Source organism: Calidifontibacillus erzurumensis (assembly GCF_013303125.1).
Taxonomy (GTDB): Bacteria; Bacillota; Bacilli; order Bacillales; family Bacillaceae_J; genus Calidifontibacillus; species Calidifontibacillus erzurumensis.
The window spans coordinates 17,593-42,020 of sequence record NZ_JABTTE010000026.1 but is presented as its reverse complement, the minus strand read 5'-3'; the positions used below and the strand labels follow the sequence as shown (position 1 = coordinate 42,020).

Annotated in this window: 18 protein-coding genes and 1 CRISPR repeat array (1 of these 19 running past the window's edge); all 18 genes read right to left on the bottom strand. The window is 35.0% G+C overall.

Features of this window, described 5'->3' with window-relative positions; translation table 11 throughout:
• Positions 1-2,025: a CRISPR direct-repeat array (repeat unit 30 nt; unit sequence GTTTCAATTCCTCATAGGTAATATCAAAAC); it reaches 1,916 nt to the left of the window's first position.
• 195 nt (positions 2,026-2,220) lie between these two features.
• Entirely contained in the window at positions 2,221-2,484 is a 264-nt protein-coding gene (gene cas2, locus HR057_RS14865) for a CRISPR-associated endonuclease Cas2 (protein WP_173732238.1), read from the bottom strand.
• 8 nt (positions 2,485-2,492) lie between these two features.
• Positions 2,493-3,497, bottom strand: a complete 1,005-nt coding sequence (gene cas1b / locus HR057_RS14860; protein WP_173732237.1) for a type I-B CRISPR-associated endonuclease Cas1b — start codon at positions 3,495-3,497, stop codon at positions 2,493-2,495.
• Between the two features lie 2 nt (positions 3,498-3,499).
• Positions 3,500-4,009, bottom strand: a complete 510-nt coding sequence (gene cas4, locus HR057_RS14855; RefSeq protein ID WP_173732236.1) for a CRISPR-associated protein Cas4 — start codon at positions 4,007-4,009, stop codon at positions 3,500-3,502.
• Positions 3,997-6,465, bottom strand: coding sequence for a CRISPR-associated helicase Cas3' (gene cas3, locus HR057_RS14850; protein WP_173732235.1), 2,469 nt, complete (start codon positions 6,463-6,465; stop codon positions 3,997-3,999). The genes cas4 and cas3 overlap by 13 nt, the downstream gene beginning before the upstream one ends.
• 10 nt (positions 6,466-6,475) lie before the next feature.
• Positions 6,476-7,246 (bottom strand): type I-B CRISPR-associated protein Cas5b, encoded by a 771-nt coding sequence (cas5b, locus tag HR057_RS14845; RefSeq protein ID WP_329955896.1) that lies wholly within the window; start codon positions 7,244-7,246, stop codon positions 6,476-6,478.
• A gap of 11 nt (positions 7,247-7,257) precedes the next feature.
• Positions 7,258-8,217 carry a type I-B CRISPR-associated protein Cas7/Csh2 gene (gene cas7b, locus HR057_RS14840; protein ID WP_173732233.1) on the bottom strand — a complete coding sequence of 320 codons (960 nt, stop codon included), beginning with the start codon at positions 8,215-8,217 and terminating at the stop codon, positions 7,258-7,260.
• Between the two features lie 44 nt (positions 8,218-8,261).
• Positions 8,262-10,169 (bottom strand): TIGR02556 family CRISPR-associated protein, encoded by a 1,908-nt coding sequence (locus tag HR057_RS14835; RefSeq protein WP_173732232.1) that lies wholly within the window; start codon positions 10,167-10,169, stop codon positions 8,262-8,264.
• Positions 10,170-10,246: 77 nt separating this feature from the next.
• Positions 10,247-11,011, bottom strand: a complete 765-nt coding sequence (gene cas6, locus HR057_RS14830) for a CRISPR-associated endoribonuclease Cas6 (RefSeq protein WP_173732231.1) — start codon at positions 11,009-11,011, stop codon at positions 10,247-10,249.
• A gap of 362 nt (positions 11,012-11,373) precedes the next feature.
• Positions 11,374-12,279, bottom strand: coding sequence for a formyltetrahydrofolate deformylase (gene purU, locus HR057_RS14825; RefSeq protein WP_173732230.1), 906 nt, complete (start codon positions 12,277-12,279; stop codon positions 11,374-11,376).
• Between the two features lie 99 nt (positions 12,280-12,378).
• Positions 12,379-13,809 carry an Asp-tRNA(Asn)/Glu-tRNA(Gln) amidotransferase subunit GatB gene (gene gatB, locus HR057_RS14820; protein ID WP_173732229.1) on the bottom strand — a complete coding sequence of 477 codons (1,431 nt, stop codon included), beginning with the start codon at positions 13,807-13,809 and terminating at the stop codon, positions 12,379-12,381.
• A 13-nt stretch (positions 13,810-13,822) separates the two neighbouring features.
• The gene (gatA, locus tag HR057_RS14815) at positions 13,823-15,283 is read right to left on the bottom strand and encodes an Asp-tRNA(Asn)/Glu-tRNA(Gln) amidotransferase subunit GatA (protein WP_173732228.1); all 1,461 of its coding nucleotides are present in this window, start codon (positions 15,281-15,283) and stop codon (positions 13,823-13,825) included.
• A 17-nt stretch (positions 15,284-15,300) separates the two neighbouring features.
• Positions 15,301-15,591 (bottom strand): Asp-tRNA(Asn)/Glu-tRNA(Gln) amidotransferase subunit GatC, encoded by a 291-nt coding sequence (gene gatC / locus HR057_RS14810; protein WP_173732227.1) that lies wholly within the window; start codon positions 15,589-15,591, stop codon positions 15,301-15,303.
• A 490-nt stretch (positions 15,592-16,081) separates the two neighbouring features.
• Positions 16,082-17,218: a CamS family sex pheromone protein gene (locus tag HR057_RS14805; protein WP_173732226.1), complete on the bottom strand. Its 1,137-nt coding sequence runs from the start codon at positions 17,216-17,218 to the stop codon at positions 16,082-16,084.
• A 36-nt stretch (positions 17,219-17,254) separates the two neighbouring features.
• On the bottom strand, positions 17,255-19,261 hold the full coding sequence (gene ligA / locus HR057_RS14800) for an NAD-dependent DNA ligase LigA (RefSeq protein WP_173732225.1): 2,007 nt from the start codon (positions 19,259-19,261) through the stop codon (positions 17,255-17,257).
• A gap of 12 nt (positions 19,262-19,273) precedes the next feature.
• On the bottom strand, positions 19,274-21,487 hold the full coding sequence (gene pcrA, locus HR057_RS14795) for a DNA helicase PcrA (RefSeq protein WP_173732224.1): 2,214 nt from the start codon (positions 21,485-21,487) through the stop codon (positions 19,274-19,276).
• Positions 21,488-21,558: 71 nt separating this feature from the next.
• Entirely contained in the window at positions 21,559-22,245 is a 687-nt protein-coding gene (gene pcrB, locus HR057_RS14790) for a heptaprenylglyceryl phosphate synthase (protein WP_173732223.1), read from the bottom strand.
• A 644-nt stretch (positions 22,246-22,889) separates the two neighbouring features.
• The gene (locus HR057_RS14785; RefSeq protein WP_230474473.1) at positions 22,890-23,264 is read right to left on the bottom strand and encodes a YerC/YecD family TrpR-related protein; all 375 of its coding nucleotides are present in this window, start codon (positions 23,262-23,264) and stop codon (positions 22,890-22,892) included.
• Between the two features lie 66 nt (positions 23,265-23,330).
• Positions 23,331-24,404, bottom strand: a complete 1,074-nt coding sequence (locus HR057_RS14780) for a DUF3048 domain-containing protein (protein ID WP_173732222.1) — start codon at positions 24,402-24,404, stop codon at positions 23,331-23,333.
• Positions 24,405-24,428 lie beyond the last annotated feature (24 nt).

Sequence of the window (24,428 nt, the reverse complement as noted above, 5' to 3'; positions counted from 1 at the left end):
GAATGTTGAGGATTGTTTCAATTCCTCATAGGTAATATCAAAACAAATGAAGAAAAAGCAATTATTAATTTTTATGATCAGTTTCAATTCCTCATAGGTAATATCAAAACTGATTGCCGATTTCATCCTCAACGAATTCCTGTTTGAGTTTCAATTCCTCATAGGTAATATCAAAACCATGTAGAAGCTGAAGAAGATAATAATAAAGAGAAAAGTTTCAATTCCTCATAGGTAATATCAAAACCTCGATACGTCGATTCGCGAGTATTGGAATAGTCCGGTTTCAATTCCTCATAGGTAATATCAAAACCAAGTTGTTCTTTCATTTCATCACCTTCTTATCGGAAAGTTTCAATTCCTCATAGGTAATATCAAAACTTAAGCGCAGGCAATTATTTTCACTACGATTATAAATGTTTCAATTCCTCATAGGTAATATCAAAACTCAATACCTAGAAAATAGTTGGGGAAATGTTAGTATGTTTCAATTCCTCATAGGTAATATCAAAACATTGACCAAGTCGAACGAATTATGAGTTATGAACGAGGTTTCAATTCCTCATAGGTAATATCAAAACTGCAGATATGCTTTCATCAATAGCAAATGCAAAACCAAGTTTCAATTCCTCATAGGTAATATCAAAACATTAGTTCCAATCGAAAAAGTTGTGGCCAATGACTAGTTTCAATTCCTCATAGGTAATATCAAAACTGTTAACAAAATGGGAAATAGATGGAAGATTAGCGGGTTTCAATTCCTCATAGGTAATATCAAAACACTGTCCTGTTATTGAACCAAACGTCCACATTCCAGTTTCAATTCCTCATAGGTAATATCAAAACGGAAATATTCCCATACTTCATATGTTACTTTTATGTGTTTCAATTCCTCATAGGTAATATCAAAACAGATGGAAAAGACAAGACATTAGAGGATGAGTGCGCGTTTCAATTCCTCATAGGTAATATCAAAACGTAAATAGAAAAGAACTAATCGAACATTTAGAGGAGTGTTTCAATTCCTCATAGGTAATATCAAAACTGAATTAGAAGCGGAGTTGGATGAGAAGCAATAAAGTTTCAATTCCTCATAGGTAATATCAAAACCAAGCATAGCAGAAGTTACAACCGCAGTAGTTTCCAGTTTCAATTCCTCATAGGTAATATCAAAACGCATTGCTTCTTTCGCAACTTCTTCAAACAAATCATTGTTTCAATTCCTCATAGGTAATATCAAAACTCTTTTAGATATGGTGATCCATTTTGGGAATCTATGTTTCAATTCCTCATAGGTAATATCAAAACGGAGTTCCGTAATCGCCGGCACACCAAGTTCATCAGTTTCAATTCCTCATAGGTAATATCAAAACGTTGATTGACGGCGAAGCGGTGTTAAAACGAGTGTAGTTTCAATTCCTCATAGGTAATATCAAAACATAAATCGCCAATGAAGTTTTAAAAACGTAAAAATGTTTCAATTCCTCATAGGTAATATCAAAACCCTTTATTCTACCTCTTGCACACAAATTCTTGATGGTTTCAATTCCTCATAGGTAATATCAAAACACAAATTGATAAAAATAAGATACTCGCTCAACAGTGTTTCAATTCCTCATAGGTAATATCAAAACGACACTACTTGATTAATGTAGTGTCTTTTTTATTGGTTTCAATTCCTCATAGGTAATATCAAAACTTCCTTGCCTCTCGAAAGAAACAAGTAAATTCCAATGTTTCAATTCCTCATAGGTAATATCAAAACCGGTCTATCAAATATACCTCCGCGTGCATACCAATGTTTCAATTCCTCATAGGTAATATCAAAACTCAATACTTCAAATTAAATCCTTACAGATATACAGAGTTTCAATTCCTCATAGGTAATATCAAAACCTTGAATTTTTTCAAGTTGTAAAGGAACAACCTTGGTTTCAATTCCTCATAGGTAATATCAAAACTTTTTTACGGAAATGAATGTATATAAAAATGGTGATTGTTTCAATTCCTCATAGGTAATATCAAAACCCCAAAAATATGCGGTATATCAATATTTCTATAAAAAATTCTTTTTTTCCTTCAACAATTTTAACTTTGAATTAAAACTAAAATAATCTTGAAATTTCTTTAAAAACATCTAATTTTCTCCGTTTTTATTCCAAAATGAAATTGTCGTCGATCCCCAGACATTTTTGCATTATTGGAGGTCGACGACAAAAAATACTAAATGATATTCTCATCTCCACCCTTTTTCAGTCCTAATTCTTCCCGTTTAGAGTACTTTTGAGTACGAAATGTATAAAAGATGATTGAATCCTCTTCTGGATTCATAATACTTTTTAATTCCATTTTTAGTTTATAATAATTTGCATTTGAGATTTCACCTTCTAGAACAGAATTTTGCACCCAATGTAAATACTTTCTAGCAATTTTCAATGCCTTTCCTACTCTTTTTTCTGCAAAGTCATATACTAGAATAACAAACATTTTTTCACCTACCAAAGTGATTGATAAGGAACGTAATCTTTTTCACCCATAATATGTTTCTGAATCTTATATAATTCTAATCGGATTAATCTCCGATAAGAAACAGATTTGCCGAGGTGCCGATGATTTATTGTTGTTTTCATTCTATTATCTAGTTCTGTTATAAACTTTTTCCGCCCATCTTCAGATAGAATAATTTCTTCCATGTTCTTATCAAAATCTTTTTTGGTTATCATTTTTTTGTTAATTGAAGTGAAAATTAATCGATCAACCATAATCGGCTTAAAAATTTCAGCTACATCCAAATTTAAAGAAAATCTACGAAAATTAGTTGCATGTAGAAAGCCAATTCGTGGATCCAAATATGTTTTATATATTTCGCTGAGGACGGTTGTATAACAAATGGAATTTCCAAAACTAATTAGTGCATTTAATCGATTTAATGGTGGGCGTTTCGTTCTTTTTTCAAATTTAAAATCATCGTTTCTTAAAATAAAATCAAATGTTTTATAATATTTCTCTCTTGAATGCCCTTCAACCGCCATTAATTCTTCTATTGAGCCACAATCCTTTAATAATTCTCTATTATTTACTAAGTCATTTACTATTTTGTCGATTTCCTCTTTCCCTTCAACTATTCGGTTGCGGTAATACTTTAATACTTGCATCATTTGCCCAATAGATCCATCCACAAATTTCTTTGCTAAATTTATTCTTTTTACATTATCAATATAATGTTCAGCCTGCTTAATTACTATATATCCCGCATTTAAATGTTCTCTAGGATAAAATGTGCCAATATAATAACCATAATGATTAAAATAATGTAAACAAATTTCTTTTTGAGATACAAATTCTAAAAACTTTTTAGATACGTCAACTTCTCCAAAAATATAAATATCACTTACATCTTCAATTGGGATATATTTTTTCCGTTCTTCAGATTCAAAATATAAACTATTACTTTTCCTACGCAATTCACCGTTTTGAAAAATGTAAAGCGTTTTTTTCATGATTATTCCTCCGCCCAACAGAATTCACGGTAAGCACAGTTCCGACAAAAAGATATTTTTTCAGGTTTTGGCGGTTTAGGTAGCCTCGCTATTTTTCTTATATCCTCTATAACCTTTGAAAGTTTTATTGATTCTTCTTCCGTCCATTCTATTAATTCCTTTTTCTTTTCTGTTGGAAATAGCAATTCTCCCTTTGCATTGATCCCCATTTCTCGTAATTTATCTAAATAATAAAGTAATTGATATTTTGCACTAGTTTTGTATTTTGAAGATTTCTTAACTTCTCCAATGACAATTTGTTCGCCTTCTCGCCTAATTCGATCCACAACAATATTTCCAATTAACGTTTCTTTCTTATTTCTTTTATACGTATTTTCAGATAAAAACCGGCCAATTTCCAAATTTTCATCTTCTTGATCTGCTGCAATATTATGAATAATTAACCACACTTCCCTTTTGCAAATAAAATAATACCAAATGTGTGTACCTGTTACCGGCATTACATAACCCATGCTTCAACATCCTCTGCACTTCTTATTACCCCTATATCCAAGGCGTAATATTGTGTTAATAAATAATTGGGTAAATACAACGGCATTTTCATTTCATCAGAAGCTAAACCCTTCACCAATTTAATAGGGGCTGAAACGATATAAGGCTTAATTTTATTCTTTAACCTTAAGTCAGCTTCATATCTCCGATCGAAATCCGTTTCATTCCTTACTTTTGTTTCGTATTCCTCCCAAATTTTATTAGCTTCATCATCTATTTCTACAAAAACATCTACGTAAAGAGGCTTATCATCAATTAATTTAAAATTAGATATAGCAACTTTTCCTAGGTTTCCATAAATATCATTAAAAATTAATGCTTTCATTGCATTCCAAATATGATTAGAATCATCTTGGTTCTTTCTTTTTGTAACATTATTAAAGTAATTGTTAATTAGATGGTAAAATTGTGGTTCATCTATTGGGTGATCAGGAAGTACTTCTAATGCTATTTCAGTATGAAGTTTTTTATAAACGATTGAAGACTCAAAAACTTTTTCCCTTTTAATCGGAGTAACATATACATAACCTCTTTTTTTTCTTCCGTTACGATTACATCTTCCTGCAACTTGGATAATTGAATCAATTGGTCCTAAATCTCTATAAACAATATCAAAATCTAAATCAACTCCTGCTTCTATTACTTGAGTTGAAATTAATATAACTTGCTTTCCTTCTTCAATGTCGTTACGTATCTTTTCTATTCTCTGTTTTCTTTCTTTCGGAACTATATTTGTTGACAAATAGATCACTTCATAATTTAATTGCATTTCATTTATCCAAGACTTAATATTTTTATATACATCTATAGAGGATTTAATCGTATTAAAAACAGCAAGATAATTATTGCCCTCTTCAAACTCACTTTTAAATAAGTCAATCCATTCATCAATTTGGTAACCTTCCCTTGACTTTAACATAAGAGTTACACGATTCATTTGTTTAAAATAAACTTCTGGATTGTTTCCTTTATCATCTTTAAGCAGCTCAACAGCTTGTTCCTTATCAAAAATTAAAGGCTGTGTTGCTGTAAGTAACAGGATTTTACAATTAAATAATTCTGCTAGACTATTTAGTGTATATTGAATTAAAGGCCAATATTCGATTGGTAAATTTTGCACTTCATCTAAAATAATGATAGACCCAGCTATATTATGGAACTTTTTTAGCCAACGATTTTTGTACCCAATAATAGAATAAAACAGTTGAATAAAAGTGGTAACGATTACTTCTGACTCCCAGCTCTCAACTAAGAGCATCGAATCACGAATTGGCTTTTCCTTATTTTCTTCTTTGTATATTATTTCCGCTAAGTGATGATGCTTAACTAAATAATTACTTTCACTTATTTTGTAGTCTTCAATCTGGGCTAAAATATTCCGAAGAACCTTTTCATTTTGATCAATGATACTAGTAAATGGAAGTGCATAAATAATTCGTGGATAATATTTTTCCTTTTTAAAAATTTCCTCACGCCATTTTAAAGCAAGTGAAAATGATAGCAATGTTTTTCCAGATCCTGTAGGAGACGTTAAAGTGAACAGATTTTGTTCGTGTAAATTAACATTGGAATTAGTGTTCATTACAGTGTTGTAAATCTCATTTCTCCATCCATTGACACCAGAAGTTTCTTTTAAATTATAATTTTCTTTACGATACCGATCGACCAAATGACTTTCTATTCTTTTTCTTTGAGCAAATGCTAAATTTGCTGCGGAATGTTTATCTGAATCAATTAAAGCTGAGTACAGGATTAACGTATAAAAATAAACTTTTTCCTTTACCGTTTCATCCTTCTCTTCGGTTTTCCATTGAAATAATAAATCATCTAAAAGCTCAATATATTCTTCCCACCCATTTAAGAATTCTTCTATTGCAATATTTTGCTGAAAACCGTGTTTTATAAAAAGGGAATTATATTCGTTTTCTATATATTTAGAATAGTTTTTTTGGTCTTCTATTTGTTTCTTCATAATATTTACTCTTTTTTCTAGATTCGAATCAGGGAATCGATTATTCTCAAAATAGTCAAAACTATCTATAACATCTTGTTGAACAGCACGGAGATCTCCATGGTGATGTAGCACAACAAAATACCCGATTAAAGGAGCATATTTCTGCCACCCATCATTGAAATTAAATAATTTTCTAATTATAAAGGAAGTAAAAAAGGCAGAAATAAATGAGTGTTGATGAGTATTTTGTTCTTGATCACCCGTTTGTAAATAATGTTGAAAGAATAATGTGAACTTCCCATAGTCATGCGTTAAACCAATGATTGTTGCTAGTTTTATAAGAATGCACCTATCCTTTTCAAGTATAGGTGCATCCATAATCATTTTTTTTATAAAATTTGCAACTTCATTGAGATGGTCTGGTAAATATTTGTTTGGATTTTTATGTGATAAAAACTCCATTTTTTTCTCCTCACATAAATAGCAAATTAGTCGTTCCCTTTTCACCTTTCAATCGTAAAAAAGGTATCGATGGAATCGCTTTAATTAAATTTGATTTTTCATATAAATAACTTGCAGTCTCTTTAATTGTGCGATCAGCATTAAAAGAGCGGGCCATTTTTTCCTTTCTATATACAAGAGGAATGCTGTTATTATTGATAAATTGAATTGATCTTTCTTTAATAAAATTCATATTACATACTGTATGAATCATCTCAACATCATCAGTCTCTATTTTCTCTATATTAGAAGCTGGCACTTCTTCCACCCACTCTAACTTTGCTAACAATTCCGACAACCCAAGATATGGGGGATAAATATATTCACTTTTTATAACCCTTTCCTTTACTTCCTTCATTAACTCTTCATCTTCATGTCGAAAAAAGATTCGAAACCGCAAAGGTGGGTAATTTCCATTTGAATCTACATCCGACAATAAAAATTCTACAGGTATTTGGGTATGTCCCTTGCTATTATTCAAATCACTTTTATTTTTTACAAACATATAATTGATTGTTTGCATAATTTTTCTAGGAGGTGTGCATACAGATAGTCCTATATCAGCTAGCTCTGGTTGAAATAAATCATAATAAGAATCTCTTTTAAAACCTAAAATCCCAGCAATTACACCTGAAATAACCGTTCTTGGAGGAAAGGAATATGTCAAAGAAGAAGAATTTGTATCAAATCTACGAAAATGTGCCATAGCTCCAACAACATCAAATACTAAGATAGATTTCACCGTCATTCCTCCTACAATGAGGCCTCCTCTACCTCATTCAGCAGTATTATTTTGTTTCTCACTGAGTCAGGAACTAAATCATAAAATAATCCCATTTGGTCGTTATATTTTAGTAATAAGTTTTGATCCTGCCAAAAATAAATCGCATCAATTTTTTCATTGATGCTATTCAATTTTTCTATTAACTTACTAACATCAAGTTCAACTTCAGAAATACTCCTTAAACCTTCATTTTGTTGAAGTTCCAGCAAATCTCGGAAATCGCCGCTTATAAAATTTTTATTTGTATATTGAACACGCATATATAGCCGTGGATATTGACCAACTTTACTTCTTGTTGCTTGAAGCGGAATCGCTTTTATCATTGCCATATCCAATTCATGAACATCCTCTATTTTTAGCCTTGTATGTTCCGCTCTATGAGCACTTACTACTCCATGAAAAGCAATTAAAGAGTAATACAAGCGGTAATCTTTTCCCATTGAACCTCGTTCATTACTTGATTCAGAACTAAAATGAGAAGTAATTGTAGAAGATTCTACAAGACTTACTTTATTTAATGAATAACCCCAGTTAAACTGAATTGGTCCAGTAAATATCATTGAACTGCCTTTAGATTCCTCAGATTTAATTGGCATGGTGGCTCCAAACATGCGCACATCAATTAATTGATCTAACATCCAAGTCTGTTCTTCAATACCAATCTTATTCAAATTTATTTTTCCATCATATTTTCCAAATAAATTTTTGAGTCGATCAGTAGCATTAACTGTCTTGTCATCTACTTTTCCTACAAATATTTCGTATCCTTTATCTTGCAAATAATCACGGATATATCTTTTTAATCTGACATCGCTTACTAAATTAATAGATCGTTCATAGTCCATTCTTGGACGATTTTCATCATCAGCATCACCGTTCGGATTTGTTAACTTAGCATCATAGATAAAAAGAATCTCACTATTTTTCATAAGCAACCTCCCAAATAATTATTTTTTTATAAATGAAGTATTCTTTAGTTTTTTACAGGTTCTTTAAGGTTTTCTTTATTTCTTTGAAACTTTAACTTTCTATCAGTGCCAAAAGAATAACCAGATAACAAGTAAAACACTGTTTCACGGTCAGATAACTTCCAATTAACTAGACTTTCATCAAATAAACGTTTATGTTCTGCATAAATTTTTTCAATATTTGGATACAATAACTTATACTGTGATAATTTTTCGAATACATCAACCGATAATGCTTGTACTTTTCTTTTTCCCATTCCTTGATAATTAATTTTATGTAGAATTGCTTTACTACCTCTTTCTTGATATTGTTTACTACCAACTTCAGCAATTAATACACCTAATAAAAACATCGAACTTGCCGCTTGATTAAATCTCATTTCTGTTAAATAATCTACAATTACATCATCATCTAATTGGAAAAAAATCTTTTCGCTCATTAAGAAATTTCCCCCTTTCAATAAGTTTAATTTATTAAAAATTGATAACAGCAATTGGCATTGCAGCATCGCTCTAACCAAACCAAAGTCAGCATTTTTCTCATTTATTTGGTAAGAGTTAAATTGTTCATAATAATAGACTTTTCCGAGATGTGTCAATTGTGCTATTAACCATTGATAATCAAGTCTCTTTTTCCCAAGCAACGATTCATAAACTAAGAGAATTTTGCGTTTTTCGTAATTTTCTCCTCTTTGTTCTTTCATCGGAATTAAGTAATATATTTGATTTAGACCAACTTTCCATGATCCTGAACTAAAATAATTTTTTCCTATTTTTTCTGCATCGATCATAGCATTATGCAACTCTACGACATTTGAAATAGGAACATTTTCAATTAACTTACTAATTTTTAACGATTTCTGTGATTGAACATAAAACAAAAAATTAAGCATTAATAGATTTTGCTTTTCTCTACGTCGCATTAAACTGGATGTTTCCCGTCTTAAATTTTCTACTATCTCCACTGTCTTTACAGTGTTTACAAGTTGTTGAATAATTTCTCCCCACTCTTTAAATGGAATATTTGTTTCTGGCTCAAATAAAAACTCTGGAATGACGTAGCATTTTAAGGTACTGCCAAACCTAGTATCTAAATGCCTTAATATAAATGCCTCGCCCGCCAAAATTTCCTGATAAGCTTTTTTACCAATTGCCATATTTTTTATGAAATTTTTTTCTTCTATATTACTGGCAAAGTTAATTTTGTCGTTAATATAATAATTAAATTTTAGTTTAGTCGTTACTCCAGTTATATAGTCTTCTGTATTCGTAATAGAACAAATGCCTTTTTCGTTATTTTCATAGACACTAATTTTTTCTTTTATCACCAATGACTGATATTCCGGTTTTTTTACTACTAGTTCTCCATTTATAGCAAGAGAATAGGCAAAAATATCATTTTGCTTTAATCCTTTTTCCTTCTGCAAAAAATCATAAAATAATTTTGTTACTTCTCCTTTTGCCTTTTTAGCATCATCTGTTGTAATTTTTCCATTTAGAAATTGAGGATTTATAACAAATCTATATCTTTCATCACTCTTTTTTGAAATTTTCAAGTCTAAGAAAAAATGTTTAATAACATCTTGCAATTTTTTATAAAACGGATCATTTCGATCCCAGCGTTCAATTAAATTAGGTATAGTTTGATTTAATAAATACTCTATATTCGTAACTGTTCCATACCACTGAGGACTATTAGAAGCATCAGCTGAACCAATCCAAATAAAATCTATTGGGGAGGAATCTTGAACTTCATAACTTTCTAAAATTAGTTTCTTTTGGTTTAAATCAAAGTTCACAATAAGAATATGTTGTTTCTTTTTACTTGTAGGTATCGGTAAAACTAAATTTTCAATAATGGAACTATTTTCTTTTAATGCTTGCTTCCCTAAATATCGAATATTTTCAATCAAACGAATTTTCCTCCTTTCTTTTGCTATGAATAAAGTTTTGCTTTTAAAAGTACCTCCTTCCTTTATATCAATTCCTGTTAGGTAAGATCATTAGTTTTGATAATTTCAAATAAGCCAAATCCCATTGAACATTTATGGCCAAGGCCCACATCATACGCAAAACTAATTAACTTCGGATCCCCTTCTAGCAAATACTCCCCACTCCAAGCATTAATAATAAATCCTTTAAAACGGGTAACAATTTTCTTATGCTTATTTCCTATTGGGCAAATTGATATTTGGTCATTCGTTTTTTGTCCATAAAAAGCCTCGTATTTTTTATATAAATTTTCAATAATGAGATAGGAAAAAGCTGGATCAGAGGGTGAATAATATTGGGTTATTTTTTTTCCTATTCGGTCCACATATGTACTATATACTGTTATAGGAGATAACATTTTAATTTTACATTTCGATGCTTCAATACTAGCGGAGTCAATATATCGAATTTCTACAACAACCATTTTTTGTCCAAATAATTCAAAGAATTCAGTTTGTAAAAATGACTGTCCAAGGAACCTAATAAATTGAGGTAAAACAGAGCTGATCGTCCAAGAAATTTGATTATAAAAAGTAATTGTTTTGTCCTTTAAATTTACTTTATTTAAGCCTTTCAATTGAGAAAAAGTAAACAGCTTGAATCTTCGTTTTTCATACTGAAATCCAACGTCATGGATAAACGTAGAAAAATCTTGATCCGCAATGTTTTTGTAAATAGCGCCTTGTAGAACTTGTTGATATTTTTCTAGAGGAAGTGTAAGCATATTATTTTCCAATGGAGTAAACTTAATTTGTAATCTCATATTCTCACCACTATTTTATGAATAATTAGACCTATTTTTAGTATTCAACGTTTTTCCTAAAAATCCTCCAAATTTCTTGCTTTTATTTTCAAATTTTCAATATTTTGTCAAATTATTTTACCTATTGGTATATATATTGAAGAATTATAAAAGTGAGAAAGAAATTAGAATAAGTGGATTTTAGATACTGAAGTATTTGAATTACTCATTAAAATTGGATAGAAAAAAGGAGATCATCTACTCCTATTTCCAAGTAGTGACACTCCTTTTAAAATTATATTTTCCTAGAGTAACGTATTTATATGTTTTCAGTTAATATATTACTTTTTTACAACTTTCCTCAAAAATTAAACACTTCAAAGTCAATTAAAAACCACCGTCTTATTCTTATAAGGAATAATGCGATCTTCTAAATGCCATACGACTGCTCGGGCTAAGACGCTTCGTTCAACGGAGCGGCCAATTCTTTTTAAATCTTCGGCAGTGTGGCTGTGGCTGACGCGTTGCACATCTTGTTCGATAATTGGTCCTTCGTCTAAATCATCAGTTACATAGTGGGAGGTTGCCCCAATGATTTTTACACCGCGTTCGTAAGCCCGCTCATACGGTCTTGCACCGATAAATGCCGGCAGGAACGAATGATGAATATTTATGATTCTAAGTGGTTGTTGAGCTACAAATTCCGGTGAAAGGATTTGCATGTAACGGGCTAAAACTGATACATCAATATTGTATTCTTCAAGCAGCTTGAGCTGTTTTTGCTCTGCTTCTCGTTTTGTTTCTTTTGTAACCGGAATATGGTAAAAAGGGATTCCGAATTGCTCAACGGTTGGACCAAGATCAGGGTGATTGCTAATGACTAGAGCAATATCGGTTACTAAATCACCTGCTTGCCATTGCCATAATAGCTCCATTAAGCAATGATCTTGCTTTGATACAAAAATAGCCATTTTTTTAATATGGTAAGCATAAGCAAATCGCCAATCCATTTTAAATTGCTTACCAATTGGTTCGAAATCTTTTTCCAGTTTTTCTTCTTGTCCGATTAGGTTAGGCAATGTAAATTCAATCCGCATAAAGAAGAGGCCGCCGCCTTCCGGATCTTCGGAATATTGGTCAGACTGTAAAATATTTGCTCCATGCTCATATAAAAACTTTGAAACAGCTGCAACAATTCCCGGTTGATCCGGACAAGAAATGAGCAGCCGGGCTTTGTCTTTATTTTTCTGTTGAAATAATTGAATCTTGCGTTCTCGTATGTTTTTCATATTACCCTCCAATAGTAATTAAAATCTTGTTAAAAACTAGCCGTGAACACAAAAGCACCCACACGAATACTTCATGTATCCGTATAGGTGCTAAATGTATTATAGCTTGTCCAGTTCTTCGGCAATTAGCTTGTTGACTAATTGCGGATTCGCTTTTCCTTTTGTTGCTTTCATGATTTGGCCGACAAAGAAGCCAGCTGCTTTTTTGTTGCCGCTCTTATAGTCATCAACAACTTTCGGATTAGCCGCTATTACTTCTGCAACGATGCCGCGCAATTCGCCTTCGTCAGAGATTTGTACAAGACCTTTTTCTTCAACGACTTTTTCTGGATCGCCGCCGTTTTCTACTAGTTCTTTAAATACATCTTTGGCAATCTTCGAAGAAATTGTTCCTTTTTGGATCAAGCCGATCAGTTTTGCCAATGCTTCTGGTGTCAATTTTACTTCATGCAGTTCAATATTGTTAGCATTTAAGTAAGCAGAAAGCTCAACCATGATCCAGTTTGAAGCTTGTTTTGGCTCAGCACCGGCTGCAACTGTCGCTTCGAAGAAATCAGCTGTTTCTTTAGAAACAGTTAATACAGATGCATCATACGCTGGCAGACCAAGCTCATTCACATAACGTTCACGGCGTGCATCTGGTAGTTCAGGTATTTCTGAACGAACGCGGTTCATCCATTCTTCATCGATTTCAATTTGAACTAAGTCAGGTTCAGGGAAGTAACGATAATCATCAGAACCTTCCTTTACGCGCATGACAATCGTTTTCTTTTTCGCTTCATCATAACGGCGTGTTTCCTGCTCAATGATACCACCGCTTAACAGCACTTGCTCTTGACGTCTTTGTTCATACTCTAGGCCAGCACGGACAAAGGCAAATGAGTTTAAGTTTTTTAACTCAGTTTTCGTACCGAATTTTTCTGAACCGACTGGGCGAAGCGAAATATTAGCATCGCATCGTAAAGAGCCTTCTTCCATTTTACAATCGGACACACCTGTATATTGAATGATCGATTTTAATTTTTCCAAATAAGCATATGCTTCTTCTGGTGAACGAATATCCGGCTCTGATACAATTTCAATGAGCGGTGTTCCTTGACGGTTCAAATCTACTAACGAATGGCCGTCGCCTGTATGCGTTAATTTTCCAGCATCTTCTTCCATATGGATCCGTGTGATGCCAATTCGTTTCTTTTCTCCGTTCACTTCAATATCAATCCAACCATTTTGGCCGATCGGTTTGTCAAATTGTGAAATTTGGTAAGCTTTCGGATTGTCCGGATAAAAATAGTTTTTCCGGTCAAAAGTTGTAATTGGTGCAATTTCACAGTTTAATGCCATCGCAGCCTTCATCGCAAATTCAACGGCTTGACGGTTAACGACCGGCAGAACTCCTGGATGCCCTTGGCAAATCGGACATGTATTGCTGTTAGGGGCTGCGCCAAATTCATTAGCACAATCGCAGAAAATTTTTGTTTTTGTTTTTAGCTCTACATGGACTTCAAGTCCAATGACTGTTTCAAATGCCATTTCTCGTCCCCCCTTACAGATTCGGTCTTTGCCGTGTAAAATCTGTTGCTTGCTCATAAGCATGAGCTACACGATAGACCGTACTTTCATCAAAATGCTTACCAATGATTTGTAAACCGATTGGCAAGCCTTCGCTTGAGAATCCGCATGGAACGGAAATTCCCGGTACGCCAGCAAGGTTTACAGGAATTGTTAAAATATCTTCTACGTACATAGTTAGCGGATCATTTGTTTTTTCACCAATTTTAAATGCTGGTGTTGGGTTTGTTGGTCCAATGATTACATCATATTTTTCAAATACTTGTTCAAAATCATTTTTAATTAACGTACGTACTTTTTGTGCTTTTTTATAATAAGCATCATAATATCCAGCACTTAAAGCAAACGTTCCGAGCATAATGCGGCGTTTAACCTCATCGCCGAAACCTTCGCTGCGTGACATTTTAAATAAATCAATGACGTTTTTCGCATTATCAGAACGAACACCATAGCGGACGCCATCAAAACGTGATAGGTTTGAAGATGCTTCTGATGATGCTAATAAATAATAAGTTGCTACAGCATATTTTGAATGCGGCAATGAAACTTCTTCCCAAACAGCACCTTGAGATTCCAACACTTTCAAGGCATTCATAACCGCTTCTTTGACATCTTCTCTTACGCCTTCACCGATGTATTCTTTCGGTACTGCAATTTTCAGACCTTTTACATCGCCTGTTAAAGCTGATAAATAGTCAGGAATGTCAACATTGGCAGATGTTGAATCCATTTTGTCATGACCTGCGATTGCTTGTAAAATATAAGCATTGTCTTCAACATTTCTTGTAATTGGACCGATTTGATCTAAAGAAGATGCATAGGCCACCAGCCCAAATCGAGAAACAAGGCCATATGTTGGTTTCAAGCCTACAACACCGCAAAAAGCAGCTGGCTGACGAATAGAGCCGCCAGTATCTGAACCTAAAGCAAATGGAACTTCGCCCGCTGCTACAGCTGCTGCTGAGCCACCGCTTGAACCACCTGGCACATAGTCTAGATTCCAAGGGTTTTTTGTCGGATAAAAACCAGAATTTTCGTTTGATGAACCCATCGCGAATTCATCCATATTACATTTACCAATAATAATTGCTTCTGCGTTATGTAATTTTTGCGTCACAGTTGCATCATAAATAGGATCATAGTTGGCAAGAATCTTACTTGCGCAAGTTGTCCGCAATCCTTTTGTGACGATGTTATCCTTTACGCCAATTGGCATCCCGAATAATAGCCCGAATTGATCTCTTGAAGAAAGCTCCTCATCAAGTTTTGCTGCTTGTTCGCGGGCAGCTTCTTCATTTAATGTAATAAATGCTTTTACTTGATCTTCTACTTCGCCAATCCGTTTGTATGATTCATCAACTAAATCTGTTACTGTAATTTCTTTTTTATGGAGCATTTGATGTAGCTCAGATATTTTATGTTCAAATAGCGACATAAAGCAACCTCCTCTCCCTATTCAATAATTGATGGTACTCTGAATTGACCATCTTTTTGATCCGGTGCATTTTTCAATGCTTCTTCTTGTGTGAGCCAGCTTCGCGGCTGATCATCTCTTAATACGTTTTTAATATCAAGCACGTGAGTTGTTGGCTCTACATTTTCCGTATCCAATTCATTTAATAGTTCAGCATATTCAATAATTGCATCTAAATGTTTTGTAAATTTTTCAGCTTCTTCATCAGTTACTGCTAATCTTGCCAAATGAGCAACATGTTTCACTTGTTCAATCGTTATGCGTGACATCCGGTTCCCCCCAATCTATGTTATTTAAATTCAAACTTTCCATATTTGAAATGGAAAAATTATTCACTGCAAGGTTTCCTTATTATGAGAAAATTTTCGACAGTATTTCCCAAGAAATAATAAAACACAATACATTGATGATACCAAAAATGAATACGTTTGTTCAAGAGATGCCGCAATTCCCACTATGTTTCAACCTGTTAACAAATTAATTGGCTCTCAACAAAAACACTATTTACAAGCCACAAACTTTGACAAAAATATGGACAAGAGAACTCGTCTCCTGCCTCAAATAAATTTCATATAGCGAAAGGATTAGCCTCTTGCCTCAAAATGAATTCACAAAACAAGAAGGGCGTACCTACTTCTCTAAAATAGAATGCTTAAAAGAAAAGGCCCGTCCCTTTTCCTCAAATAAATTTTTTTAGAGCAAGAAGTCAACCTTTACATCAAATAAATTTCTTAGGGCAACAGGCTTTTCCCCAGGTCTCTAGCGATAAATGTGAACGAACGGTTTTTCTTCGCCGCCATTTCTTCTAATTAAAGCTTCTTGTCCGTCAATCGATGTAATATACACGTTGACAGTAATGTAAGGCGGGAAATGGTCCATCATTAAGCCGGTGATGTACTCGGTAAAGCCGATGATTTCTGCTTTGCCGTAAAACTGGATCGGAATCTCAATCGTCATTTCTTGCAGCTGGTCATCAACATAATAGCCTCGGCCAATGACACCGACATAGTTAGGAAAATATTGTTCTATATCGCTTTTAAAATTCATCACTCTCGTGTAATCATCATAGTATTGGTCTTTCCCTTCTTGCGATGGGAATAGCACATATCTTTCATTAATGGTTTCCCATTTCGAAATAGAACTAGCATTTCCGCTTACATATGCTTTCGCAAAGTAATTTCCCGGAACAACCGATTCTCTCGGCTTTTCTAAAAACAAAGCAATAACAATTGGCACGCCGTCCAACGCTTTTATATTTCTAAGCCGCTGCAACACTTGCTGCGCCATCGCTTTCCCTTGCTTTTCCGCTTCTTGAAGAGAAATTGGTTCTTCTCTTGGATAGCCCATCGTTGGTTCATTAAAATTATAGACAGACTTCATAGCCAATCCGATGGCAATTCCACCAAGCTCTACTTTGTTGTCATTCGTTTTCTTCAAATAGTTGTGCTCTAAAACATGGGATAAATATTTTGGGTTTTTACGGAAATCTTCGGTTGTTGCCGTTTTTTCATTTAACGGCGGGTTCATGCCTTCTACATTTTTTTCACTTTGTCTGCCAATCCACTCTTCCACCATTTTAGATGTTACATATTGGCCTTCTTGGAAAAAATAGTCTTCCGGATCGAAATGTTCTAGAGCAATTCTCATTAATCCAGTCTCAAGCTCATTAATATCAAGACGGTTATAAACGGTATAATTGACAAGCCCTCTTGCTTTGCCCGGCTTGAAAGGCAAAATCGTCCGGTAATATTCATCGGAAATTTTATATTTCGGAATAATCGCTTGCTCCGTCGATTTATCGGTTTCTTGCACGATTTCCTCATCTTTTCCAAAATCAGGGGTACACGCTGCTAATACTAACGATACGATTAGCAACATAATTACACCTTGTCTCAACTGTCTCCCCCCTCATCAATAGCAGAAAAAATCTTATTATTTTTTTAATTCTTGAAGCAGCCTTGCTTCATCCCAAACTTCAATGCCAAGCTGAAGCGCTTTGTCGAGTTTCGACCCTGCATCACTTCCAGCTATGACAAGATCCGTATTTTTGCTGACACTACCCGTTACTTTTGCACCAAGTGCTTCAAGTTCTTTTTTCGCGTCATTTCTTGTCATTTGCTCTAGCTTTCCAGTTAATACAACGGTTTTTCCAGCAAAGACAGATTCGATTTCTTCAACATTAACGATCTTCGGCCCTTTATAAACCATATTGACGCCATATGATTTCAGCTCTTCAATTAACTCGCGAACTTCCTCTTTGCTAAAATAGGTGACAATTGAGTCAGCCATTTTTTCGCCGATTTCATTAATCTGAAGTAAATCTTCCATTGTGGCTTTTTGCAAAGCTTCCATCGTTTCAAAATGTTGCGCCAATGTTTTCGCAGCTTTAGCGCCAACATGGCGAATTCCTAGACCAAAGAGCAATTTTTCCAATGAGTTGGCTTTCGATGCTTCAATGGCTTTTAACAAGTTGTCTACTGATTTTTCTCCCATCCGCTCTAGCTTCAACAGTTCATCCCGATCCAACGTATAAATATCAGCGACATCATGAATTAAATTGGCCGCAAAAAGCTGGGTAATCACTTTTTCACCCAACCCTTCAATATTCATCGCATTGCGGGAAACAAAGTGAATAAGTCCTTCGCGAATTTGGGCATGACATTTCGGATTAATGCAGCGCAAAGCCACTTCATCATCTAAACGGACTAATCCGCTGCCGCACTCTGGACAATTTGTCGGCATTCTAAATTCTTTTTCTTCTCCCGTCCGTTTTTCTTCGACAACTCCTACAACTTCAGGAATGATGTCGCCCGCTTTTTTAATAATAACATAATCGCCAAGTTTGATATCTTTCTCGCGAATTAAATCTTCGTTATGCAGCGAAGCCCGTTTGACGATCGTTCCAGCGACACGCACTGGTTCTAATATAGCTGTCGGGGTGATCACACCTGTCCTGCCCACGCTTAGTTCAATGTCAATTAGTCTAGTCATTACTTCTTCTGCCGGAAATTTATAGGCAATAGCCCAACGCGGGCTTTTCACCGTATTTCCGAGCTGCCTTTGATGAGCAAATGAATCGACTTTAATTACAATGCCATCAATTTCATATGGAAGGGATGGACGTTTTTCAGTCCAGCCTTCTATATATTGAATCACTTCGTCGATGTTCGCGCACTTTCTTCTTTCCGGGTTTGTTTTAAAACCTAGCTGTTCCAAATAATCAAGAGCAGCACTATGTGAATCAATTTCTAAACTTTCCGTCATACCAATGCCATAAACAAAAATATCTAAATTCCTTTTGGCAGCAATTTTCGGATCAAGTTGGCGAAGAGAACCTGCTGCCGCATTCCGCGGATTGGCAAACAGCTCTTCACCGTTTGCAGCACGTTCCTTATTTAAGGCTTCAAAAGATCGTTTTGGCATAAATGCTTCGCCGCGAACTTCAATATCAATATTTTCTTTAATTCTGAGGGGGATAGTTCTAATTGTTTTCAAATTACTTGTAATATCCTCACCGACTTCCCCATCTCCTCGAGTTGCACCTTGCTGCAAAATTCCATTTTCATAACGAAGGGAAATAGCTAACCCATCAATTTTTAATTCACAAACATATGAAAATTGATCGCCGACTTCTTGGCGAACGCGGCGGTCAAAGTCGCGCAAATCACCTTCGTTAAACGCATTGGCAAGGCTGAGCATCGGTGTGCGGTGGACAACTTTTTCAAAAGCATCAAGCGGTGCACCACCAATTCTTTGTGTCGGTGAATCTGGTGTGGCAAGTTCCGGATGCTCTTTTTCAAGTTCTATGAGCTCCTGCATGAGCTTATCATATTCAGAATCTGGGACAGTTGGCCTGTCCAGAACATAGTACTCATAATTGTATTGATTTAATAACTTTCTCAATTCTTCCATTCTAATTTTTACATCTTGTAACTCCATTGGGCACCTTCCTTAAATCTTAGTAATGGGTGCAAATTGTGCTAACAATCTTTTTATTCCTATTGGCTGCGGGAATGCGATATCCAGTTCTTGGTCGTTCCCTTCACCTCTTACGCTTACAACTGTACCCACGCCCCATTTTTTATGATCAACTTTATCGCCGACACGAATATCACCAGTAACTCCACCTGTTTTGGCTTGTTGGGTGCGGATCACGGATTGTTGTATACTCGTATTTGCTCCGAAAAGCGGTGATTGCGTTTGTTTCCTATTTTCTTCTGCAAGATTTTCGATTAACTCGTCAGGAATTTCATCAATAAAGCGAGAGACTTGATTCATTTCTGTCCGGCCATATAATGTGCGCATCCGTGCGTTTGTTAGGTAAAGTTCCTCTTCTGCCCTCGTAATACCGACATATGCCAATCTCCGCTCTTCTTCCATTTCTTGGTCATCCATTAAGGAACGGCTATGCGGGAAAATCCCTTCTTCCATACCTATTAAAAAGACAACTGGAAATTCCAAACCTTTTGCTGAATGAAGCGTCATTAATACAACCGAATTTTGACCGGTTGTTTCTACATCTTTATCAAGTTGGTCAATATCAGAGATTAACGCCAAATCTGTTAAAAAGGCAACTAAACTCTTATCATCATTTGTTTTTTCGAAGTTTTTCGTAACAGATAAAAATTCTTCAATATTTTCAAGTCTGCTTTCTGCTTCTAATGTCTTTTCTGCTTTTAACATTTCCCGGTATCCCGTTTTTTCTAAAATTTCTTCAACTAAATCTGTTACGGATAAATATTCTTGCATTTGATTCCAATTATTAATTTGGTCGCGGAACTCACGTAAAGCATTCGAAGCTCGGGAGGAAAGACCAATTTCCTCAAGCTCATTTAATGCCTGATAAATCGAAATTCCAGTTTGGAGCGCATAATCTCCAACCTTATCCATTGTAGAAGCACCAATTCCTCTTTTTGGAACATTGACAATTCTAAGCAAGCTTATATCATCATCAGGGTTGGCAATTAGGCGCAAGTAGGCTAACAAGTCCTTAATTTCTTTACGATCGTAGAACTTAATGCCACCGACAATGTTATATTGGATATTCGATTTAATTAAAACTTCCTCAATCACCCGTGACTGAGCATTTGTCCGGTATAAGATGGCAATATCTGAATAGCTGCGCTTCCCGCTGTCAACCATTTCCTTAATCTTTCCAGCTACAAAATGAGCTTCATCCCGTTCAGTGTCCCCACGGAAATATATTAATTTTTTACCTTCCTCATTTTCCGTCCAAAGCTTTTTCGGTTTACGATTAGCATTATTTTCAATCACTTTGTTGGCGGCATCCAAAATCCGTTTCGTAGAGCGATAATTTTGTTCCAGTAAAATAACTTTCGCTTCAGGATAATCTTTTTCAAATGATAAAATATTGGCTATATCTGCCCCGCGCCAACGGTAGATCGATTGATCGGAATCACCGACAACGCATAAATTTTTAAAACGTTCTGCCAGTTTTTTTACAAGGATATACTGTGCTCTGTTCGTATCTTGGTACTCGTCCACATGTATGTATTGAAATTTTCGTTGATAAAATTCGAGCACTTCTGGAACACGATTGAATAAATGAATCGTTATCATAATAAGGTCATCAAAATCTAGTGACTGATTCTTTTTCAAGCGATCTTGATAAGTTTCATAAACTTCACTGACCACTTTCTCATAATAGTTGCCAGCACTCTTCGCATAATCTTCTGAAGTGATCAACTCATTTTTCGCTGCGCTGATCGTTCCTAATATTGCTTTTGGATCAAATTTTTTCGGATCAATATTTTTCTCTTTTAATATTTTCTTAATGACCGATAACTGGTCGGTTGTATCGAGGATTGAAAAGTTGCGGTTCATACCAATGCGATCGATATCGCGGCGCAAAATGCGGACACACATCGAGTGAAAAGTGGAAATCCAAATTTCTTCAGCTGCTGGACCGACAAGCATAGACACGCGCTCTTTCATTTCTCTTGCAGCTTTATTTGTAAAAGTTATTGCGAGGATATTCCAAGGCGCAACACTTTTTTCGCTCATTAAATAAGCAATTCGGTGAGTCAATACTCTTGTCTTGCCGCTTCCTGCTCCGGCCATAATCAATAGCGGTCCTTCTGTGCAACGAACAGCCGCTTGTTGTTCGGGGTTCAGACCGCTTAATAATGTTTCGCTTGTTTGCATTACGTACGCCTCCAACGAACAATTGTTCTTATAATTTTAAATCTACCATATTGCAATCCGGGAAATCAACATCAACTTTTAACGACTCTCACTGTTTTTAAAGCATTTGTTAAATCATCGTATAAGCTGTTTCCAACAATAATTGTATCCGCATATTGAGCCATTTCATAAGCTTCTTTTTCATTCGTAATCCCACCCCCGTAAAAGAGCTGGGTTGAATGAAGAGTTTCTTTTACTTTTTTCACAACTTGAGGGTCGCCATATATACCGCTATATTCTAAATAAAACACTGGAAGATGGTACATCCGTTCGGCCATCATTGCATAAGCAATAATATCATCGATCTCTAAATCGGTTTTTGCTTCCGTTTTTCTAGCTGCTTTTGAATCTTTATTTAAAATACAATACCCTTCCATAACGATTTCGTCCCAATTCATAATAGCTCCGTATTCCTTTACCGCTTGATGGTGCAAACCGGTAATCCACTTTGCATTCGTACTATTTAATACAGTTGGGATAAAATAGAAATCAAAACCTGGTGAGATCGCTTCTAAATTCGAGACTTCAAGGACGCAAGGAACAGTGTATCTGCGTACTCTTGCAAGCATATTGACTGTATTATCAAGCGTAACCCCATCAGTTCCACCAATCATCACAGCATCTGTGCCTGATTCACAAATTAACTCTAAAGCGTCATCAGAAATTTCTTTATTAGGGTCTAGTTTAAAAATGTGCTTCCACTCTTTTATATCATACATGAATAAGTTCCTCCTGCTTTTTCAAGTGAACTCTATCTTTACTAGTGCAAATTGTCTTCCATTTGGCCTCATACGGTTGGCTTGTCCAATGCTACTATCTATTTTTGAAATCCATTGGTCCATTTACCATATAAATACATACGCATAACCATCGAAGTTTACGGTTTGATTTTTTCATAATTGTTCGAGGGATTTTCTTTTTTAAGATACTTCGACAAAAAATTCTTCTATATAACCATTTTTACTTTACGGAAATCCATATTGCTATGTACAATTGGTGGGCCAGAGCCCGTTTCCTTTAAAAACAAAAAAACACTGCATAATTTTTGCAATTCCCGTCTAAACCTTTGTATGATTTCCTAATACATAAGAAAAGAATTCTTATTGCTATACCCCAAAGTAATATTATATCAAATTTTTTCAAACTCCCATATTTATAATAAATCAAGAATTAGTTATGGAAAATATTTACTTCAAAACGATTACTAGCTCCTATTTGGTTCATTGGACAGTCAGTTAGGTTATTGATTTTTAGGAAATCTAAAACTTAACCCAACTATTATACCTAACCAGCTGTCCAAAAATCTGCCTTAACCACAACAAAAAAGCCGATTCGTTTAGAAAAATCGACTTTTCAGTTCATATTAAATATCATTTTCGGCATTCATCTTTTTTTCGTTAGATGGTGTATTTTCACTATTTCCAACGTTCTCTTCACGATCTTTCTTATTTTTTCTAATGCGGTTTAAAGCCATAGCATAAGCATCATTTCCATAATTTAAGCATCTTTTTACCCTGGAAATCGTTGCTGTACTAGCTCCCGTTTCTGTTTCAATTCGATGGTACGTATAACCCTCCTGGAGCATTCTTGCAACTTCCAGCCGCTGGGCAAGCGACTGAATTTCATTGACCGTACATAAATCATCAAAAAAACGATAGCATTCTTCAATATCTTTCAAAGAAAGAATGGCTTCGAAAAGTTGATCAAGCGCTCTTCCTCTTAACTTGTCTATTTGCATCCTGTATCACTCCCTGTCTACACATTTGAGCAAAATCGTTTCACCTTTTCATCGCTGGTTAACCGGCTACTTATAAGAAACACTTTTTTCTAATCCCGGTTTTGTTGGAATGACGTTGATCCATGTTTTCCCTGGTACCAATCGAGCTTCTTGCCCACTATAATCAAAAGGAATTATTCTCCCATCCTTATTTTTCCATTCAATTTCTTGCAAGATGCCCATATGAATGAGATACCCTTTTCCTCCTCCAACGAAGTCTATATCTCGCCGCCCAGTAGAATCGACAACACGGTGCGGTGCTTCAATAATTAAAATATTTTCTACTGATATTGGTGTTTTCGTTTCGCGGTCCATACTTTTTGTTCCATTGACATAGCGGACATAGTTTTTTGCATCCTCATCATATACGAAACTAGTTTCGTAAGACTTCGAATACGTAATTTGCACTTCTTCCGCTTGTTGACCGTCGATATTCACCATTTCTTCTTCCGATAAAAATGATAGCGGTTCAACATCTTGTGTAAGAGAAAAATTTCGTTTCTCGGCACCTTTTATTAAATTTTCCTTTGTCGTATAAACATTGTGAGGCGCTTTACGCGAATCGCTTCTGTAAAAAAATTGATCATCAGCATATCCTTTGCGAACAATTCCCCCAATGTAATCGATAATTTCTTTGTGCTGCAATAAATCAAAAGCTTCTGGACTGCCACCATAGGCAACATAAATAGCTTCTAAACCTTTGCTTAAATATATATAATAGTCTCTTGCGCTGCGAATAGGACCGACTACATCAGGAAGTTCGCTTTGATAAACGGCTAAGAAACGAGTAATGGAACCTTCCGCTAAAATTTCATAAACAAGATCCGCTTTATAAAGACCTGATTGCGGACGGGCACTCGGATGATTGTTAACCATCACAGCAAATGGGCGCTGGTTGACATCACCGTACGCCCCTAGTCCTGTGAATGGAAAGTAATTTGTAAAAGGGATATCCTGTTTTTTCAAAATCTCAAGACGCTTGTCCGGTTCTAAATAATTTATAGCCGGTTGTTCAATCGCATTTTTCGTTCCAAAATTACATCCGCTAAGTAAAAGAGCCGAAAGCGTGCCAACTGCTATCATTTTTATCGGATTTTTCATAATATCCACAATCCTTTATGTATA

Excerpts from the sequence above, each read along its gene's own strand:
- cas2 (WP_173732238.1), bottom strand. The coding sequence starts at position 2,484 with ATGTTTGTTATTCTAGTATATGACTTTGCAGAAAAAAGAGTAGGAAAG.
- gatA (WP_173732228.1), bottom strand. The coding sequence starts at position 15,283 with ATGTCGCTATTTGAACATAAAATATCTGAGCTACATCAAATGCTCCAT.
- pcrA (WP_173732224.1), bottom strand. The coding sequence starts at position 21,487 with ATGCAAACAAGCGAAACATTATTAAGCGGTCTGAACCCCGAACAACAA.
- gatB (WP_173732229.1), bottom strand. The coding sequence starts at position 13,809 with ATGGCATTTGAAACAGTCATTGGACTTGAAGTCCATGTAGAGCTAAAA.
- cas6 (WP_173732231.1), bottom strand. The coding sequence starts at position 11,011 with ATGAGATTACAAATTAAGTTTACTCCATTGGAAAATAATATGCTTACA.
- HR057_RS14785 (WP_230474473.1), bottom strand. The coding sequence starts at position 23,264 with ATGCAAATAGACAAGTTAAGAGGAAGAGCGCTTGATCAACTTTTCGAA.
- ligA (WP_173732225.1), bottom strand. The coding sequence starts at position 19,261 with ATGGAGTTACAAGATGTAAAAATTAGAATGGAAGAATTGAGAAAGTTA.
- pcrB (WP_173732223.1), bottom strand. The coding sequence starts at position 22,245 with ATGTATGATATAAAAGAGTGGAAGCACATTTTTAAACTAGACCCTAAT.
- cas4 (WP_173732236.1), bottom strand. The coding sequence starts at position 4,009 with ATGGGTTATGTAATGCCGGTAACAGGTACACACATTTGGTATTATTTT.
- cas7b (WP_173732233.1), bottom strand. The coding sequence starts at position 8,217 with ATGAAAAATAGTGAGATTCTTTTTATCTATGATGCTAAGTTAACAAAT.
- cas3 (WP_173732235.1), bottom strand. The coding sequence starts at position 6,465 with ATGGAGTTTTTATCACATAAAAATCCAAACAAATATTTACCAGACCAT.
- purU (WP_173732230.1), bottom strand. The coding sequence starts at position 12,279 with ATGAAAAACATACGAGAACGCAAGATTCAATTATTTCAACAGAAAAAT.
- HR057_RS14780 (WP_173732222.1), bottom strand. The coding sequence starts at position 24,404 with ATGAAAAATCCGATAAAAATGATAGCAGTTGGCACGCTTTCGGCTCTT.
- cas1b (WP_173732237.1), bottom strand. The coding sequence starts at position 3,497 with ATGAAAAAAACGCTTTACATTTTTCAAAACGGTGAATTGCGTAGGAAA.
- gatC (WP_173732227.1), bottom strand. The coding sequence starts at position 15,591 with ATGTCACGCATAACGATTGAACAAGTGAAACATGTTGCTCATTTGGCA.